Annotated in this window: 17 protein-coding genes; 8 read left to right on the forward strand and 9 right to left on the reverse strand. The window is 73.6% G+C overall.

Annotated elements, in window-relative coordinates:
- Nucleotides 1-7: 7 nt before the first annotated feature.
- The gene (locus ACIA8F_RS21635; RefSeq protein WP_399380905.1) at nucleotides 8-712 is read right to left on the reverse strand and encodes an MBL fold metallo-hydrolase; all 705 of its coding nucleotides are present in this window, start codon (nucleotides 710-712) and stop codon (nucleotides 8-10) included.
- 131 nt (nucleotides 713-843) lie between these two features.
- Complete coding sequence (locus tag ACIA8F_RS21640) at nucleotides 844-2,208, reverse strand: dipeptidase (protein ID WP_399380907.1); 1,365 nt, start codon at nucleotides 2,206-2,208, stop codon at nucleotides 844-846.
- A gap of 317 nt (nucleotides 2,209-2,525) precedes the next feature.
- Here ACIA8F_RS21640 and ACIA8F_RS21645 point away from each other — a divergent pair, with 317 nt between their 5' ends.
- Entirely contained in the window at nucleotides 2,526-3,815 is a 1,290-nt protein-coding gene (locus tag ACIA8F_RS21645) for a geranylgeranyl reductase family protein (protein WP_399381017.1), read from the forward strand.
- 279 nt (nucleotides 3,816-4,094) lie between these two features.
- Here the strand turns inward: ACIA8F_RS21645 and ACIA8F_RS21650 are convergent, their stop codons facing one another.
- Nucleotides 4,095-4,553, reverse strand: coding sequence for a nitroreductase/quinone reductase family protein (locus ACIA8F_RS21650; protein ID WP_399380909.1), 459 nt, complete (start codon nucleotides 4,551-4,553; stop codon nucleotides 4,095-4,097).
- A 147-nt stretch (nucleotides 4,554-4,700) separates the two neighbouring features.
- Between ACIA8F_RS21650 and ACIA8F_RS21655 the strand changes: the two genes are divergently transcribed.
- Together ACIA8F_RS21655 and ACIA8F_RS21660 are read left to right on the forward strand one after the other, a co-directional pair.
- Nucleotides 4,701-5,399, forward strand: coding sequence for a TetR/AcrR family transcriptional regulator (locus ACIA8F_RS21655; RefSeq protein ID WP_399380911.1), 699 nt, complete (start codon nucleotides 4,701-4,703; stop codon nucleotides 5,397-5,399).
- Between the two features lie 263 nt (nucleotides 5,400-5,662).
- Nucleotides 5,663-6,640: a spherulation-specific family 4 protein gene (locus tag ACIA8F_RS21660; protein WP_399380912.1), complete on the forward strand. Its 978-nt coding sequence runs from the start codon at nucleotides 5,663-5,665 to the stop codon at nucleotides 6,638-6,640.
- Here ACIA8F_RS21660 and ACIA8F_RS21665 read toward each other — a convergent pair.
- The 3 genes from ACIA8F_RS21665 to ACIA8F_RS21675 form a co-directional block, all read right to left on the reverse strand.
- Nucleotides 6,626-6,994, reverse strand: coding sequence for a glyoxalase/bleomycin resistance/dioxygenase family protein (locus ACIA8F_RS21665; RefSeq protein WP_399380914.1), 369 nt, complete (start codon nucleotides 6,992-6,994; stop codon nucleotides 6,626-6,628). The genes ACIA8F_RS21660 and ACIA8F_RS21665 overlap by 15 nt on opposite strands.
- Nucleotides 6,995-7,021: 27 nt before the next feature.
- The gene (locus tag ACIA8F_RS21670) at nucleotides 7,022-7,303 is read right to left on the reverse strand and encodes a DUF6332 family protein (protein ID WP_399380916.1); all 282 of its coding nucleotides are present in this window, start codon (nucleotides 7,301-7,303) and stop codon (nucleotides 7,022-7,024) included.
- Between the two features lie 61 nt (nucleotides 7,304-7,364).
- Nucleotides 7,365-8,129 (reverse strand): maleylpyruvate isomerase family mycothiol-dependent enzyme, encoded by a 765-nt coding sequence (locus ACIA8F_RS21675; RefSeq protein WP_399380918.1) that lies wholly within the window; start codon nucleotides 8,127-8,129, stop codon nucleotides 7,365-7,367.
- Between the two features lie 97 nt (nucleotides 8,130-8,226).
- Between ACIA8F_RS21675 and ACIA8F_RS21680 the strand changes: the two genes are divergently transcribed.
- Together ACIA8F_RS21680 and ACIA8F_RS21685 are read left to right on the forward strand one after the other, a co-directional pair.
- Nucleotides 8,227-8,976, forward strand: coding sequence for an alpha-ketoglutarate-dependent dioxygenase AlkB family protein (locus ACIA8F_RS21680; RefSeq protein WP_399380919.1), 750 nt, complete (start codon nucleotides 8,227-8,229; stop codon nucleotides 8,974-8,976).
- Nucleotides 8,977-9,019: 43 nt separating this feature from the next.
- Complete coding sequence (locus ACIA8F_RS21685; RefSeq protein WP_399380921.1) at nucleotides 9,020-10,462, forward strand: ROK family protein; 1,443 nt, start codon at nucleotides 9,020-9,022, stop codon at nucleotides 10,460-10,462.
- A 40-nt stretch (nucleotides 10,463-10,502) separates the two neighbouring features.
- Here the strand turns inward: ACIA8F_RS21685 and ACIA8F_RS21690 are convergent, their stop codons facing one another.
- Nucleotides 10,503-11,180, reverse strand: coding sequence for an ATP-binding protein (locus ACIA8F_RS21690; protein ID WP_399380923.1), 678 nt, complete (start codon nucleotides 11,178-11,180; stop codon nucleotides 10,503-10,505).
- 238 nt (nucleotides 11,181-11,418) lie between these two features.
- Between ACIA8F_RS21690 and ACIA8F_RS21695 the strand changes: the two genes are divergently transcribed.
- Nucleotides 11,419-12,546 (forward strand): PLP-dependent cysteine synthase family protein, encoded by a 1,128-nt coding sequence (locus ACIA8F_RS21695; protein ID WP_399380924.1) that lies wholly within the window; start codon nucleotides 11,419-11,421, stop codon nucleotides 12,544-12,546.
- A 97-nt stretch (nucleotides 12,547-12,643) separates the two neighbouring features.
- Nucleotides 12,644-13,327, forward strand: coding sequence for a hypothetical protein (locus ACIA8F_RS21700; protein ID WP_399380926.1), 684 nt, complete (start codon nucleotides 12,644-12,646; stop codon nucleotides 13,325-13,327).
- 83 nt (nucleotides 13,328-13,410) lie between these two features.
- Here ACIA8F_RS21700 and ACIA8F_RS21705 read toward each other — a convergent pair whose 3' ends face one another.
- Complete coding sequence (locus ACIA8F_RS21705) at nucleotides 13,411-13,902, reverse strand: SRPBCC family protein (RefSeq protein WP_399380927.1); 492 nt, start codon at nucleotides 13,900-13,902, stop codon at nucleotides 13,411-13,413.
- Nucleotides 13,903-14,038: 136 nt separating this feature from the next.
- Here ACIA8F_RS21705 and ACIA8F_RS21710 point away from each other — a divergent pair, with 136 nt between their 5' ends.
- Nucleotides 14,039-14,629 (forward strand): GNAT family N-acetyltransferase, encoded by a 591-nt coding sequence (locus ACIA8F_RS21710; protein WP_399380929.1) that lies wholly within the window; start codon nucleotides 14,039-14,041, stop codon nucleotides 14,627-14,629.
- A gap of 34 nt (nucleotides 14,630-14,663) precedes the next feature.
- On the opposite strand, the gene ACIA8F_RS21715 is transcribed toward ACIA8F_RS21710, so the two are convergent.
- Nucleotides 14,664-17,135, reverse strand: coding sequence for a right-handed parallel beta-helix repeat-containing protein (locus ACIA8F_RS21715; protein WP_399380931.1), 2,472 nt, complete (start codon nucleotides 17,133-17,135; stop codon nucleotides 14,664-14,666).
- Between the last annotated feature and the right edge of the window lie 6 nt (nucleotides 17,136-17,141).

Raw genomic sequence — 17,141 nt, forward strand, 5'->3', positions numbered from 1 at the left:
GTGCGTATCAGGATGCCGGAGCCGCCGCCGCCCGTGCTGCCGCGAGGAGGGTGGCCGCGGCGCCGGACGTCAGGGGGCCGCCGTGGCCGAAGCAGGCCACCGACGGGGCCAGGCCGGCGAGGCGCAGCATCGACTCGACGGCCAGGGCGCGGTCCACGTTGAAGACGCCGAGCATCACGTGGCCGACGCCCGCGACGCAGTCACCCGTGAACAGCACCCCGTGCGCCGGGAGGTGGATGCCGATGCTGCCCGGGGTGTGGCCCGGAGCATGGACGACGACCGCGCCCTCGCCGAAGGGGAGCACCTCGCCGTCCTTCACCTCCCGGTCCACCCGGGTCGGCGGAGCCTGAGGGGCCGTCAGGCCATGTGCGTAGAGGGGGAGTTCCCAGTCCAGCAGGACCGGCTCCGGGACCGGCTGCTCCCCGCGGATCACCGGCGCGTCGAGCGCGTGCGCCAGTACCTCCGCGCCCCAGCGGGCGGCGAGTTCGCCCGCCGCACCGACGTGATCGCGGTGGCAGTGGGTCAGGACGATCCGCTCCAGCCGCTCCGGGAGCAGCCCGATGGAACGTATCGCCCCTTCGATCGCGTCCGCCGAACCGGCCTGACCGGCGTCGATCAGGGTCAGGGCCCCGCCGTCGCGCCAGAGGTAAGCCTGGCCGATGGGGAAGCGGAGCATGTGCAGGCGGTCGGGGATGACTTCTACGAGGTCCATCACCCGAACGTACGGGGACGGACCGCGCCGACGGCGCGGGTTGCGCCGTCAGCGTGGTCCGCTCCTGGCGTAGCCGCCGTAGGGACGTCGCCGCCGGGGACCGGAGCGCCGGCTACGAGGCCGGCAGGCCGTCAGGCGCGCTTGGACTCCGCGTAGTTGAGGAGGAACAGCGCCTCCGTGACCGACAGGCGCTCCAGCTCCTCCGGGGAGACGCTTTCGTTCACCGCGTGGATCTGCGCCTCCGGCTCGCTCAGCCCGATGAGCAGCATCTCCGCGTCCGGGTACAGTTCGGTCAGCGTGTTGCACAGGGGAATGGAGCCGCCCATGCCGCTGATCTGCATCTCCTGACCCGGGTAGGCCGCCTGCATGGCCTGCGCCATCGAGGCGTACGCCGGGCTGGCCGTGTCCGCCTGGAACGGCTGTCCCTGGCCCACGACTTCGATCTCCAGGCGCGCCTTCCACGGGGTGTGCGCCACCAGGTGCGCCTCCAGCAGCTTGATCGCCTCCGCCGTGTCCTGGCCCGGCGGCACCCGCAGGCTCACCAGCGCGCCCGCGCTCGCGTGCACCGAGGGGGTGGCGCCGACCAGCGGCGGGGAGTCGATGGCCAGCACCGTGACGGCCGGCCGCGACCACAGCCGGTCCGCGATCGTGCCCTCGCCGATCAGCTCGACCCCGTCGAGCACCTTCGCGTCGGAACGGAACTCGGCCTCCGGGTACTGGAGCCCCTCCCACACCGCGTCCGAGGCCAGCCCGTCCACCGTGGTGGAACCGTCCGGCGCGCGCAGCGAGGCCAGCAGCTGGATCAGGGCGGCCATCGCGTCGGGGGCGGCCCCGCCGAACATGCCGGAGTGCAGGTTGCCGCCCAGGGTGTCGATCTTGACCTTCAGCAGGCACATGCCGCGCAGGGTCGCGGTGACCGTCGGCAGGCCCGTACGGAAGTTGCCCGCGTCACCGATCACGACGGCGTCGGCGGCCAGCAGTTCGGGGTGGGCCGTCGCGTACTGCTGGAGCCCGCCGGTGCCCTGCTCCTCCGAGCCCTCGACGATCACCTTCACGTTCACCGGAACGCCGCCGTTGGCCTTCAGGGCGCGCAGCGCGAGCAGGTGCAGGATGAATCCGCCCTTGCAGTCCGCCGTACCGCGGCCGTACCAGCGGCCGTTCCGCTCGGTCAGCTCGAAGGCGGGGGAGACCCAGGCCGCGTCGTCCAGCGGGGGCTGCACGTCGTAGTGCGCGTACAGCAGGACCGTCGGCGCGTCCGCCGGGCCGGGCAGGAACCCGTACACCGACTGGGTGCCGTCGGGGGTGTCGAGCAGCGCCACGTCCTGGAAGCCCTCGGTGCGCAGCGCGTCGGCCACCCACTTCGCGGCGGCCCGGCTCTCGCTCTGGGGGAACTGGGCCCAGTCCGCCACCGACTGGAAAGCCACCAGCTCGGACAGCTCCTGCTTGGCGCGGGGCATCAGCGAGGCGACGGTATCGGCGATCGGATGAGACGGCATGGGCACGCTCCTCTTGGGTGCGACGTTGGTGTAGGTGTACGTGTACGGGTTGTGCGTACGCCTCCCGCATGCGCGGGATGTGCGTATGCGGGCTACGGCAAAAGACTCTTCCGATCCTCGCACAACGGGGCAGTCGATCTCGCGCCGTAGGATTTCCCCCGGCATCGGAGCAACGGCATGAACCGCATGATCAGGAGCAGCAGCACATCGTGAGCAGCGACGAGAGCGACAGCGGCGACGTACGCGACGCGGCGGCAGGACAGACCGCTCAGGGGGCGGACGCGCAGACGGCCGGGGACACCGGCGAGGTGGGCGAGGTGTGGGACGTGGTCGTGGTCGGGGCCGGGCCGGCCGGGTCCTCGGCCGCGCACGCGGCCGGCACCGCGGGACGGCGCGTTCTGCTGTTGGAGAAGGCGGAACTGCCCCGGTACAAGACCTGTGGCGGAGGCATCATCGGCCCCTCGCGCGATGCGCTCCCGCCTGGTTTCGTGCTGCCCTTCAAGGACCGCGTGCACGCGGTCACCTTCTCGCTGGACGGGAAGTTCGCCCGGACCCGGCGCTCGAAGCAGATGTTGTTCGGGCTGATCAACCGGCCCGAGTTCGACGCGGCGCTGGTCGCCGAGGCGGAGAAGGCCGGCGCCACGGTCCGTACGGGCACGGCCGTCGCGCGCGTGGAACAGCACGGGGCGTCTGTGCCCGACCGGCGGACCGTCGCGGTGGTCCTCGCCGACGGCGAGACCGTGCTGGCCCGGGCCGTGGTCGGCGCGGACGGCAGCGCGAGCCGGATCGGCGCGCACGTCGGCGTCGAGATGGACCAGGTCGACCTCGGCCTGGAGGCGGAGATCCCCGTCCCGGAGACCGTCGCCGCGGACTGGAAGGGCCGGGTCCTCATCGACTGGGGGCCGCTGCCCGGCAGCTACGGCTGGGTCTTCCCCAAGGGCGACACCCTCACGGTCGGGGTCATCTCGGCGAAGGGCGAGGGCGCCGCGACGAAGCGGTACCTGGACGACTTCATCGCCCGGCTGGGGCTGTCCGGCTTCGAACCGGCCATCTCCTCCGGGCACTTGACCCGCTGCCGGAAGCCCGGATCGCCGCTTTCGCGCGGGCGGGTACTGGTCGCGGGCGACGCGGCCGGCCTGCTGGAGCCGTGGACCCGGGAGGGCATCTCCTTCGCGCTGCGCTCGGGGCGGCTCGCGGGGGAGTGGGCGGTGAAGATCTCCGAGGCCCAGGACGCGGTGGACGCGCGCCGCCAGGCCCTCAACTACGCCTTCGCCGTCAAGGCGGGGCTGGGCGTGGAGATGGGCGTCGGCAAGCGGATGCTCGAACTCTTCGAGGCCAAGCCGGGCCTGCTGCACGCGGCGATCACGGGCTTCCGTCCGGCCTGGCTGGCCTTCGCCCGGATCGCGCGGGGCTCGCTGACGCTCGCCGAGATGGTGCGGACGTACCCGCTGGCGCGCAAGGCGCTGCACGTCCTGGACGCCCGGCAGTCCCGGAACCGGGACCTGGCCGGTACCGGCGCCGCCGCCGAGGCGACCTCCGCGGCCGGGACCCATCCCGAGCCCGGACCTGCGGAGCAGGAGGGCACCCAGGGCGGGGCCAAGGGCTGAGGCCCGGGGCGGGGCGCGCGGCGGGGCCCGCCACGGGCCCAAGGGGTGCGGGCCTGGGTAGGGCCCAGGGTGGGGACGAGGACTGAGGCCGGGAATCGCCCCGGTCCTGATCCCGGGCTCGAAGTCGCCGCCCCGTAGGGGCAACGGCGCCCCCCGAGGTACGGAGCGAGGCGGCCTCACCGGTCACCGGTGAGGCCGCCTCCGCGTTTCTGGGGCTGGGGCTGAAGCATCGGGGTGCGGGCTGCGGGGTGCGGGCGGTGGGGTGCTCGGGAGGGTGGGTCAGGGGGTGAGGGTGATGCGGAAGATCGGGTGGTCGGGGGCGGCGGCCAGGAGGGTGGGTTCGGGGGACTTCGCGGTGACGCCGTTGAAGAAACGGTTGACCTCCCAGCCCCACTTCTTCAGGTAGCCGCGCAGTACGACGGCCTGCTCGGCGGGGTCGGTGATCTCGGTGACGGTGAAGGCGTGCACGGTGCGGCCCAGGCGGAGCTCGCCGCCGCCCGCGGCGCGCATGTTGCGGACCCATTGGGAGTGGCCTCGGGCGGAGACCAGGTACTGGGCGCCGTCCTGGTGGTACGGGTTCACCGGGATCCGCTGCATCGTGCCGGAGGTGCGGCCGCGCACCGACAGTTCCGCCGTTCCGGCCAGGCTCATGCCCATGCGGGCGAGCTTGCCGATGAGGGCGTTGAAGCGGATGCCGAGGGGGCCGGCCTGGACGTAGTACGGCTGGGGCGCGTTCATGGTGTCCTCCGGGGCGATGGGGAGAGCACTGCTCTCGCTTGAGATCAGTGTGCACGGATCGGCGATCCAAAGCAAGAGCGGTGCTCTCGGAATGGAGCGATGCTCTTGATGGTGGGCAGTGCTCTGGACGCGTGGCAGACTGGCCCCATGAGCACCGTGCGAGGGGCGAGGGAACGAGCCCGCATCGAAGTCACCGCCGCCATCAAGGACGAAGCGCGCCGCGCACTCGCGGCGGAGGGCGCGGCCAAGCTCTCGCTGCGCGCCGTCGCCCGCGAGCTGGGCATGGTCTCCTCCGCCCTCTACCGCTACTTCCCCAGCCGCGACGAGCTCCTCACCGCCCTCATCGTCGACGCGTACAACAGCGTCGGCGCCGCCGCCGAGGCCGCCGACACCCGCTCGCTCGCCGCCGGTGCCACCCCCCGCGCCCGCTGGGCCGAGGTCTGCGCGGCCGTCCGCGCCTGGGCGCTGGAACACCCGCATGAGTACGCCCTAATCTACGGCTCGCCCGTCCCCGGCTACACTGCCCCGCTCGACACCGTCGGCCCCGCCTCCCGCGTGGGCAACGCCCTCATCTCCATCGTCCGCGCCGCCTACGAGGGCCGCGGCATCGCCCTCCCGCCGCTCCCCGCCGAGCTGCGCCCCGAAGCCGCCCGGATGGCCGCGGACTTCGCCGAAGGACTGCCCCCCGAGGCCGCGGCGGCCCTGGTCGCCGCCTGGGCGCAGCTCGTCGGGCTGATCTCCTTCGAGCTGTTCGGCCAGTTCAACCGGGTCGTCGAGGACCGCGACGCCTTCTTCGCGCACGCCGCCGGGCAGCTGGCGCACGGGGTCGGCCTGCCCGCCGTATAGGGCCGGGCCGGGCCGAACCGGCGGGGCGGTCGGCCCGTACCGGACGGCGAGGGGACGGTTCGCTTGTCAGTTCCTCGTACTGAAGCGGGGGAATCGGCCCTGCTGCGCCCGGCGGCCCGTCTAGTGTTCCTCGGACCGGGACCGGTCCTGTCCGCCTGTCCGCCTGTAGGCCCGTCCGCCTGTCCCGGCTGCTGTTCCCGGCGCCCGGCCCTCGTCCCGGCGCCGCCCCCGCCGTCGCTCTGCCGTCGCCCCGAGGAGCAGTCATGACCCGCGCCGCGAAGGCCGTTTACGCCGTCCTGGCCACCCTCTTACTGGCCGCGCCGGCGCCGGCCGTCACCGCGTCGGCGAGTTCGGATCAGGGCCGCGCCCAAGCCCGGGACCGCACCCCGGCCCTCGCCCCGGCGCCGACCCCCGAGGTCAGACCGACACCCAGACCGGCCGGCGTACGGGGCCTGGAGATAGCCGTCCCGGCCTACGTCTGGGCCAATGACGCCATGCTCGTCGATCTCACCGCCACCAGCCCGGCCGCTTCCGTGGTGGTCGTCAACCCGGGCAACGGCGACTCCCCGTTCGACGGCCCCTGGCGGGCTCGCGCCGACGTGCTGCGCACCGGAACCACCGCCACCGGCGAGAAGACCAAGGTGCTCGGCTACGTCCACACCGACCACGGCAACCGCGACATCGCCGCCGTGAAGGCCTCCGTGGACAACTACCTCAAGACTCCCGACGGCCGCCTCCACGTGGACGGCATCTTCTTCGACGTGGTCAGCCGCGACTGCGGCCCGGACAACGCCACCCGCGACCACTACACGGAGCTCCGGCGCTACGTGCAGGACACCATGGAGGCCCTGGCCCCCGGGGCGCCGGACCTGGTCGTCAACAACCCCGGTACGGCCATCGCCGACTGCTACCTGGAGCCCGGCCGCCGCACCGCCGACGTCTTCGTCACCTTCGAGGACACGTACGCGGCCTACGCGGGCGCCGGCTGGCTCGGCGGCAACGTCTTCAACGCCCTCACCGGCTACCGCTCCGGAGCCGAACTCGACCCGAGCGGCACCGCGTTCTGGCACCTCGTGCACGACGTCCCCGACGCCCCCGCGATGCGTACGACGCTCCGCACGGCCTTCGAACGCGGCGCGGGCTACGCGTACGCCACCAGCGCGCAGATGCCCAACCCCTGGAACGCCCAGCCCACTTGGAAGTACCGAGCCCAGACCTCGTACGCCTCAACCCTGGGCTGAGCCACCCTCCGTCCGCCCGACCGCGGTGACCTCGACGGCAGTGACCTCGACGGCACTGACCTCGACGGTCCGGCCGTCGGGGTCCACGAGCCGGTGGCGTCCCGGGGCGAGCGGCGGCCGCACCGCGGCTGCGTCGACGGCCAGCCCGAGACGCAGGGAGCCGGTGAGACGCTCGTCGGTGGCGGGGTAGAGCTCGAGGACCATGCCGTCGGGCAGGACCGCCGCGTAGTGCTCCGGCCCGCGGCCGTGGCGCTCCGCGGTGAACGCCAGGCCCAGGTCCGCGTAGAACCGGCGGCAGTCCTCCAGCTGCGGTGTGTACAGAACGAGGAGCGAGAGCCGGGGTGTCGAGTCCATGCGGCCCAGCCTACGAACCCGTGCGGTCTACGAGTGGCTGAGGTCCTCGTAGCCCTCCTCGAGGCCCTGGTGCTCCGGGCGGTGGGCGAAGCGCCACAGGACCTGGGCGACCCGGAGGAGGAATACGGTCGCGGCCAGGGCGCCGCCCGCCATCGCCAGGGTCCGGTCGGCCGTGGGGGAGAGGTCGAAGGCCAGGACGGGCACGTACAGGACCGCGAAGGCGAGTCCGGCCGCGAACACGCCGCTGACGAAGGCGAACACGATCTCGATGGTGACCGCGTCCCGGTCGGCCTGGCTGCGTCGTTCCATACGCGCAGTCTCGCCGCCCGGACCGCACCGCGACAAGGGAGTACCCGGAGCGGTCCGGGGGTCAGATTCCGGCCGTGTCCACCCAGAGCCGGGCCAGTTCGGCGTCGCCGGTGACGCCCGGTCCGGTGAGCGGCTGCCGGTTCCACAGCGCCGAGTAGAGCCAGGAGGCCTCGCCCGTCAGCGTGCAGTCGGGATCCGTGCCGTCCGCGCCGTCCGTGCCGTGGGCGTCTGCGCGTACCGTGCGCGCCGGCTCCGCCGACAGGTGCACGGTCCACACCGCACCCGTGTCGGAGGCCCGTACCCGCAGCACCCGCGGCTGCGCCGTCCGGACCCGGCTCTGCGGCCGCCCGTGGAAGCCGGTCAGCAGCTCGTCCACGCCGTCCTCCGCGAAGCCCGGGTCCACGGCCCCGAAGGGCACGCCCAGTGCCGCCTCCGCGTCCATCCGGTGCACGGTGGTCTCGTGCGCCTGGCGCCGCGCCCAGAAGGCCAGCGGCGAGGGCGGCGAGGTCGGCAGGAAGGTCCAGCTCTGTGCATCGGCCGAGGTGCCGGTCAGGGTCCGCACCAGCGTGGCGTGGCCCTCGCGGAACCAGGCCAGCAGTTCTTCTCCTACCAGCTCCGGCGCCTGGGGGAACGGCGCCCGCTCGGTCAGACCCCGTGCCACGTACCCGGTGGCCCAGCGGTGCACGGAGCCGGTGTGGCGGAGCAGATCGGCGACCCGCCACTGCGGACAGGTGGGCACCAGGGCGTCCGTACCGGCCCGTTCGGCGATTGCGGCGAGCTGCTCGCCCTCGCGGGCCACGGTCTTCACATAGCTGATGATCTCCATGCCGGGAGTCTGGCAGCCGCCCGCAGGGCGCACAACGAAGGATGATGGAGGTCACGGAGGCGGCGGCCGAGGAGCCACGGAGAAGGCGGCGGAGCAGGTGACGGAGGCCATGGAGCACCCGGAGAGCGGAAACCTGGAGGGCAGGCACCCGGAGAGCGGAAACCCGGACACGGAGCACCCGGACACGGAGCACCCGGGCGGCGAGCTCTTCCCGCGCGAGCGCGCCGAGATCGTGCCCGGGGCCGTGCACGTGCCCGACTGGCTGGGGGCCGGGCGGCAGCGGGAGTTGCTGGAGGCCTGCCGTGAGTGGGCCCGCCCGCCCGCCGGGCTGCGCACGGTGCGCACGCCGGGCGGGGGCACCATGACCGCCCGGCAGGTGTGCCTGGGGCTGCACTGGTACCCCTACGGGTACGCGCCCACCGCCGTCGACGGGGACGGGGCGCCGGTCAAGGCGATGCCCGACTGGCTCGCACGGCTGGGACGCAGTGCCGTGGCCGCGGCGTACGGGCAGGTTCCGGATCCGGGCGTCGCCTACGACATCGCCCTGGTCAACTTCTACGAGGGCGACTCCCGCATGGGCATGCACCGGGACGCCGAGGAGCGCTCGGAAGCCCCGGTGGTCTCGCTGAGCCTGGGTGATTCCTGCCTCTTCCGCTTCGGCAACACCGCCTCGCGCGGGCGCCCGTATCGGGACCTTGAGCTGCGCAGCGGGGATCTGTTCGTCTTCGGCGGGCCCGTCCGACGGGCCTTTCACGGGGTGCCGAAAGTCCTGCCCGTGACCGCTCCGCCGGGCCTCGGGCTGACCGGGCGGCTGAACATCACGCTCCGGGTCGGCGGGCTCGGCTAGCGGGCGGCGTCCTGGACCCTCCGATCATGCGAGGATCGCTGTCATGAACGGCGACGGGGCCCCGCGGCAGGTGGGGGATGTGACCACGGTGTCCGCTGGGACGGGCGGTACGGACGGGACGGACGGCACGGACGGGGCCGACGAGGCCGGCAAGACCGTCGGGACCGACGGGGCCGGCAGGACCGACGGGCCGGGTTCGGCCGAGGGATCCGACCGCGCATCGGCAACGGCCCCCCAGGCAACGCCCCCGGCCCCGGTAACGCCGTCCCCGGCAGCCGGCTCCGCGCGGACCAAGCTCGAACGCGGCCGCGGCGCCCTCGGCCCGGCGCTGGAGCTCGTCCACACCGGCCGGGCCCCGACCCGCGCGGTCCTGACGGCCGAGCTCGGTGTCACGCGCGCCACCGCGGGCGCCGTCGCCGCCGAACTGGAGGCGCTGGGCCTGATCCGCGTCGACTCCCGCCCCGGCGGGGCCGGCGGCACCCAGGGCCGTCCCTCGCACCGGCTCTCCGTCGACGAGAACGGCCCGGTGGCCCTGGCCGCGCAGGTGCACTCGGACGGGTTCCGGGCCGCTCTGGTCGGCCTCGGCGGCCGGATCGTCGCCACGGCTCCCGGAAGGGTCCCGGTGTCGGCCGACCCCGCGCAGGTGCTCGGCGCGGTCGTCGAAGCCGGGGCCGCGCTGCTCGCGCAGACCGGCCGGCGCTGCATCGGCGCCGGTCTCGCGGTGCCCTCGGCGGTCGCGGAGCCCGAGGGCACGGCGCTGAACCCGCTGCACCTGGCCTGGCCCGCCGGTTCCCCCGTCCGGGCCATCTTCGCCGACTGCGTGAAGGAGGCCGGCATCGACGGCCCGGCGCTGACCGGCAACGACGTGAACCTCGCGGCGCTCGCCGAGCACCGGCACGGCGCCGGCCGCAGCGCGCAGCACCTGCTGTGCGTGGCCACCGGGCACCGCGGGGTCGGCGGGGCGCTCGTCCTGGACGGCCGTCTGCACAGCGGCAGTTCGGGCCTGGCCCTGGAGGTCGGCCACCTCACCGTGAACCCCGAGGGGCGCGCCTGCCACTGCGGCAGCCGCGGCTGCCTCGACGTGGAGGCCGACCCGCTGGCCTTCCTCACCGCGGCCGGGCGCACCCCCGGCCCGGAGGTGTCCCTGCTCCAGCAGGCCCGTGACCTGCTGCGCGAAGAATCCGCGGACCCCGGGGTGCGGGCGGCCACCGAGGAGCTCATCGACCGGCTCGGCCTGGGCCTCGCGGGCCTGGTCAACATCCTGAATCCGGACCGCATCATCCTGGGCGGACTCCACCGCGAGCTGCTCTACGCGGACCCCGAGCGGCTGCGCGCGGTGGTCGCGGACCGCAGCCTGTGGGGGCGCAGCGGCGGCGTGCCGATCCTGCCGTGCACGCTCGACCACAACAGCCTGGTCGGCGCCGCCGAGCTGGCGTGGCAGCCGGTACTGGACGATCCGCTCGGGACCCTGGGCGCGGCGGCCTGAGCCGCCGGCGGCCGCCGCGGGTGGCTGCGGCGGCCGGAGGCTACCCGGGCCGGGCGCCGACCGAGGCGGTCACCGACAGGCCGGCGGAGACCGGCTCGGCGGGTGCGGCGACGGGCAGGGCCGGCGCGGGGTCCCGTACGGCCTTCTTCTCGGGCTTCCGGGGCTTCTCCGTCAGGTGCACCGGCCGCTCGGACAGGTGCACCGGCCGCTCGGGCAGGTGCGCCGGGTGGTGTTCCGGTGCGGCCGGGCCGGGGGCGGCGCGCAGGGAGAACCACACCACCTTGCCCGGGCAGTCCTCCTGCTCCCGGGCTCCCCACGCCTCGCTGAGGGCCTCCACGAGCGCGAGCCCGCGCCCCGAGGTCTCCAGGGCGTCGACCGGAGAACCGCTCGCGGGGCAGGTGGCCCCGGCGGTCGCCGGGTCCGCTGCGGCCGCGCGGTCCCCGGAGTGCCGGAGCATCGGGAGCCGGGGATCGCTGTCGTAGACGGAGACGGTCAGCCGGCCGAGGCGCAGCTCGATCTCGACCGTGCAGGTCTTGTCCGGCTGCGCATGACGGTGGACGTTGCTGAGCAGCTCCGTCACGCCGAGCGCAGCCCGGTCTATGAGCGGGTCGAGCTGCCAGTGGCGCAGTTGCGCCGAAACGATTCGGCGGATCTGTCCGATCCGCAAGGGCAGGGCCTGCAGTTCAACGACGCAGTGCCTGCGGGAATGACTGATCACGGCTGCGACTCCCCGACATCAGTGTTACGGGTGCTGCACCCTCGGTGACACTTCCCCAGGGTCACCCACTGTGGCCCGGTGTGCAACCGAACGCGATCGAAAGGCATTCGCATGGATACCCAAAGTGACCGTTTGTGCAGGTGAGGGGGGTACATTGCGAAAGCGGGCGGCGCCGGGCGAAGAGGCGCCGGGCCCGCGGAATCCTCGGGACATCGGGAAGTACGAAGGAGCACGGCGCATGAGCACCACCGGTACGACCGCCACGACCATCGACGTCGACCGCAGTGACGCGGACTACCGCGCGTGGCTGAAGGAGGCCGTCCGCAAGGTGCAGGCGGACGCGAACCGCTCGGCCGACACCCACCTCCTGCGCTTCCCGCTCCCCGAGGCCTGGGGCATCGACCTCTACCTCAAGGACGAGTCCACCCACCCGACGGGCTCCCTCAAGCACCGCCTCGCGCGCTCCCTGTTCCTCTACGCCCTCTGCAACGGCTGGATCCGCCCCGGCCGCCCCGTCATCGAGGCCTCGTCCGGCTCCACCGCCGTCTCGGAGGCGTACTTCGCCAAGCTGATCGGCGTCCCGTTCATCGCCGTCATGCCGCGCACGACGAGCCCCGAGAAGTGCCGGCTGATCGAGTTCCACGGCGGCGAATGCCACTTCGTCGACGACTCGATGAAGATGTACGAGGAGTCCGCCGAGCTGGCCGCCCGCACCGGCGGGCACTACATGGACCAGTTCACGTACGCGGAGCGGGCGACGGACTGGCGCGGCAACAACAACATCGCCGAATCGATGTACCAGCAGCTGCGGTTGGAGCGTTACCCCGAGCCCGCCTGGATCGTGGCCACGGCGGGTACCGGCGGCACCTCCGCGACCATCGCCCGCTACGTGCACTACATGCAGCACGACACCCGCATCTGCGTCCCGGACCCGGAGAACTCCTGCTTCTTCGACGGCTGGACCCGTCACGACCCGCACGCGACCAGCGACTGCGGCTCGCGCATCGAGGGCATCGGCCGGCCCCGGATGGAGCCGAGCTTCGTCCCCGGTGCCATCGACCGGATGATGCGGGTCCCGGACGCCGCGAGCGTCGCCGCGTGCCGCGCGGTGGAGCGGGTGATCGGCCGCAAGGCGGGCGGTTCCACCGGGACCGGGGTGTGGAGCGCCCTGAAGATCATCTCGGAGATGGTGGCCGAGGGCCGCACGGGCAGCGTCGTGACCCTGCTCTGCGACGGCGGCGAGCGCTATCTCGACAAGTACTACTCCGACGCGTGGCTCGCGGAGCAGGGGCTCGACATCACCCCGTACGCGCGGACCCTCGACACCATGCTGGCGACCGGGGTGTGGAGCGAGCCCGTCGGCTGAATCGTTTGCCCCGGCCGGTACCCGCTACCGGGACCGCTGGCTACGCTGTGCTGACTTCGGGCCCGGGACGGGCGCCGGACCGGCGGGGCGGGGAGCGATGGCTGAGAACGCAGGCGGCACGGGGGCGAGTTCCGGGATCGGCACCGGTGCGCGCGGTGAAGGCCCGGGCGGGGCAGGGCCGTTGGCCTGTCCCCGGTGCGGCCGGGAGGACCGGGTGCTCGGCGTGTCCGCCGCGTACCTCACGGCCAAGGCCAAGATGCGGGTCGAACGCGGGGGCGGCGAGGACGACAGCGTCACGCACCGCGAGGAGAACTCGGCGCTGGCCAAGGCCCTGGCCCTCGCCCCCGAGGAGCCGGACAACGGCACCGCCGGCTGCGTCGGGGTGCTGTCCCTCCTCGCCGCGGCCGGCGCCTTCGTCTGGGGTGCGATCGAGGGGAAGTGGTTCGAGGACGGCGCGAGCCCACGGCTCTACGGGACCGACGGCGCCGGTCCCTTCGCGGTCGACCAGCCCGCGACGTATCTGGCCTGGATCGGTGCGGCCCTGCTGCTCGCGGGCGTGGTCCTCCTCGCCCTCTCGGGCCGGGCCGTACGGGCCTGGCGCCGCCGGACCGAACCGGGCAGGGTGGCCGCCGACCGCGTCTGGTCGGCCGGCTGGTACTGCGGCCGTTGCGGCACGATCCACTTCGAGGGCGAACGGGCCCTGACCCTGCAGGAGTTCCGGACCCGGGTCTGGTCCGCGGGAGGCTACGGGGACCTGGCGGTGCGGCATCCCGCGGTCTGAACGGTGACGTGGCCGGAGCGGGAATCCCGTAGGCACGGCGACACCGGACGGGACCTCCCGACGGCACCGCCTGACGGGCGCCCTTACTGATCCGCCCCGCGCCGGCGCCCCGCCAGCCGCAGGTCCAGCGCACGGACCGCCGAGCGGAAGGAGTGCCCCAGGCCCGGCCGGGCCGCGGCGAGGGCGAAGCGCACGGCGGCCGGGCCGTCCGCGGCGAAGGTCCACTGGACGTGGGTGCCGGAGCCGGAGGGGGTGAGGCGCCATTCCTCCAGGAGGGCGCGTATGCCGGGGGCGTTGGTCTCGTCGACCCGGTACGCGTAGCGCCGTTCGGGATCCGCAGCCATGATCGTCTCCTGGAACCGGACCCCGCCCGCCAGTTTGATCTCGCGCCCGGCGCCGCCGTGCGTGGGCCGGGCCAGGGTGACGGCACGGAACCAGCTCGGCCAGCCCTCGACCTCCTCGGCCAGCGCCCGGTACACGTCCTCGGGAGCCGCCGTGGTCCGGCCGGCGAAGACCAGGCGGGTGGGGGCGACCTCGATGAAGTCCAGTCCTACGGGGCGGAGTCGGCGGGCCATGGCGGCACTCCCTCGGTTCGGCGGACGGACGGTGGCATCCGGCGGGCTGTCACCCTAGCTGTCGGCCCGTCAGTTGTCCGCCACGGGGTGGCCAACCCGTTTCGCCGACCGGGCCCGGGCCGGGACAATGCCGTCCATGCTTATCAGAGCAGCGCACATCGACGAGCTGTCCCTCCTGCAGGACATCGAGCGGGCCTCCGGGGAATGCTTCCGGACCATCGGCATGCCGGAGATCGCCGACGACGAGCCGCTTCCGCTGGAGGAGCTCCTCGGCTACCGGCGGGCCGGGCTGGCCTGGGTCGCGGCCGAGGAACCGGACCCACGGACGGGGGCAGGGGCGCGGACGGGGACGGGGACGGGGACGCGGACGGGGTCGGGCCCGGAGGAAGGCAGGGGCGCGGGCATCCCGGTCGGCTATCTCCTCGCCGACCGGGTCGACGGGAACCTCCACGTCGAGCAGGTGTCCGTGCATCCGGACCGCGCCCGCCGCCGCATCGGCCGGTCCCTGCTGGAACACCTCGCGGAGCGGGCCCGGGCGGAGGGCGCCCCGGCGCTGACCCTCACCACCTTCAACGACGTGCCGTGGAACGCCCCGTACTACGCCCGGTGCGGATTCCGGACCCTGGACGAGAGCGGACTCGGGCCCGGCCTGCGCGACATCCGGGACCGGGAGGCCGTGCACGGGCTCGACCGCTGGCCCCGGGTGTGCATGCGCCGGGACCTGTGAGGAACGCCCGTCCGAATGCGGGAGCCCCGGGCCGTCAGAGGTCCGGGAGGTCCGCCGGGTAGAGCAGGGTGAGATCGTCCTTGCTCGGCTCCGACAGCTGCGCGACCCGCCCCGCGTGCCGCTCGACCATCGATTCGAAGGTCTGGCGGGCGGTGCGGCCGTTGCCGAAGGCGGGCCCCTTGGGCAGATCGGTGAAGTACGTGAGCAGTGCCTCGGAGGTCTTCTCACCGAGCAGGTACTCGTGCTCCTCGGCCTGCTGCTCCACGATCCGCAGCAGCTCCGTGGGCCCGTAGTCCCCGAAGGTGATGGTCCGGGAGAAACGGGAGGCCACGCCCGGGTTCACGGTGAGGAAGCGGTCCATCTCCGCCGTGTACCCGGCGACGATCACCACCACCGCGTCCCGGTGGTCCTCCATCAGCTTCACCAGCGTGTCGATCGCCTCGCGCCCAAAGTCACGGCCCGAGTCCTCGGGCGCCAGCGCGTACGCCTCGTCGATGAAGAGCACCCCGCCGCGCGCCCGGTCGAAGGCTTCCTGCGTGCGGATCGCGGTGGACCCGATGTGCTCGCCGACCAGGTCGACCCGGGACGCCTCCACGAGGTGGCCCCGCTCCAGCACCCCGAGGGAGGCCAGGATCTCCCCGTACAACCGGGCCACGGTGGTCTTTCCCGTACCGGGGGAGCCGGTGAAGACGAGGTGGCGGCGGACTGAGGCGGCCTTGAGCCCCGCCTGTTGGCGGCGCCGGCCCACCTCGATCATGTCGGTGAGCGCGCGGACCTCGCGTTTGACGCTGTCCAGTCCCACGAGTGCGTCGAGGTGCCCGAGCACCTCGACGGAACCGCGGGCCGCGGGCTGCCCGGACCCTGCGGTGTCCGCCTCGTCGGCCGGCCGCTGGGCGGGCACCCGCTCGGCGGTGCCCACCGCCACGGGGTCCGGCAGCGCCGACACCGTACGGATCCCCGTACGCTCCCCGGCCGCGGTGAGGCCCGCGCCCGCAACGGCGCCCGCGCCGGAGGCGGACCGCGCGGCGAGGCGCGGTCCGGACTCGTCGCTCGTGCAGTCCTCGGCGACCGGGCCGTCCTCCGCGAACTCGTAGCCCCCGCGCGCGCAGCGCTCGGTGTGGCAGCGGTGCAGGGAGGTGCGGCAGCCGTCGATGACGTGGAAACCGAAGCCCGCGCTGCCCGTGACCCGGCACGCGGTGAAGGTGCCCCGGCCGCCCGCGGACACGTAGAAACCGGCCTCGGCGGGGGAGCTGACGGTGCACCGCTCCAGCGCGGGATCCGCGCCCTTCGTGACGATCACGCCCGTCTGGACGGAGTCGATGGTGCAGTTGGCGAGGGTGCCGCCGCTGCCGTGGTCGCGGAACCAGGCGCCGGTGGCGGCCTCCCGGATCCGGCAGTCGTCCAGCTGGGCCGTCGCCCCGTCGCTCACCGAAACGGCGGTGTTGCGCACTTGGGAGATGTCGCTGTCCACGACGTCCACGCGGGAGCCCCGGTCCAGGACGAACAGTGCGTCCGGCACGTCGTGCACCCGGCAGGAGTCCAGCGACACCGCGGCTCCGTCGCTGATCCAGACGGCGGGGTAGTCGCCTGTGCTGTCGTGGATCTCGCAGGAGTCGGCGACGACGCGGGTGCCCGGATCCCACACCGACAGGCCGTTGCGGCCGAACCGGCGGACCGTGGTGCGGCTGAGGGTGAGCACGGAGCGCGAGCGCAGGTCCACCGCGTTCTCCGGGATGTCGTGGATGTCGCAGCCGGCGAGCGTGAGGACGGCGTCCGTGTCGAGGGTGACCCCGTCGGCCGAGGTGCGGTGGACCGCGGAGTCGGTGAGCACGGCCGTGGCCCGGGCGGCGATCTGCACGCCGGCGCCCTTGATCTCGTAGACCTCGCAGCCCAGAGCCTCCAGGCCCGAGCCGTCGCCGGTCACGGCGATCCCGGCGCCCGTGGCGTGGTGGATCCGGCAGCGCTCCAGCCGGGGGCGGCCACCGCCGCGCACGGAGACCCCGGTCTGCCCGGCGGCCACCACCTCGCAGTCGGCGAACACCCCGCCGCCGCCGTCCAGTACGGCGATCCCGATGCCGGCCGGATTCTCCACCGTGCAGCGCCGGACCAGCGGCCGCGCGCCGCTCCCGCGGACCTCGATGCCGGCTGCCGAGCGGGTGCTCACCCGCAGGTCGCTGAGCTCGGGAGAGCCGTCCTCGATGAGGAGCGCGGGCGCCGTGGGGTCCTGGCCCTCCAGGTGGAGGTCCTGGATGACGGCCGAGGCGCGGACGGTCAGCGCGACCCCGTCGAGCGGTGCGATCCGCACCGAACCCAGCGAGCCCTCCGGACCGCGCAGGGTCACGGCGTGGTGCAGCACCAGATTCTCCCGGTAGGTGCCCGGCGCGATGGACAGGACGTCGCCGTCACCGGCCACGGCCAGCGCGGCGGTCAGCGTCGGATAATCACCGGAGCGGCGACGCCACCGCGAGGAACCGCCGTGCGTCACCTGGACCGTGCCCTGAGCCATGGTGCT

Source organism: Streptomyces sp. NPDC051563 (assembly GCF_044454225.1).
In the GTDB taxonomy this organism is placed as follows: domain Bacteria; phylum Actinomycetota; class Actinomycetes; order Streptomycetales; family Streptomycetaceae; genus Streptomyces.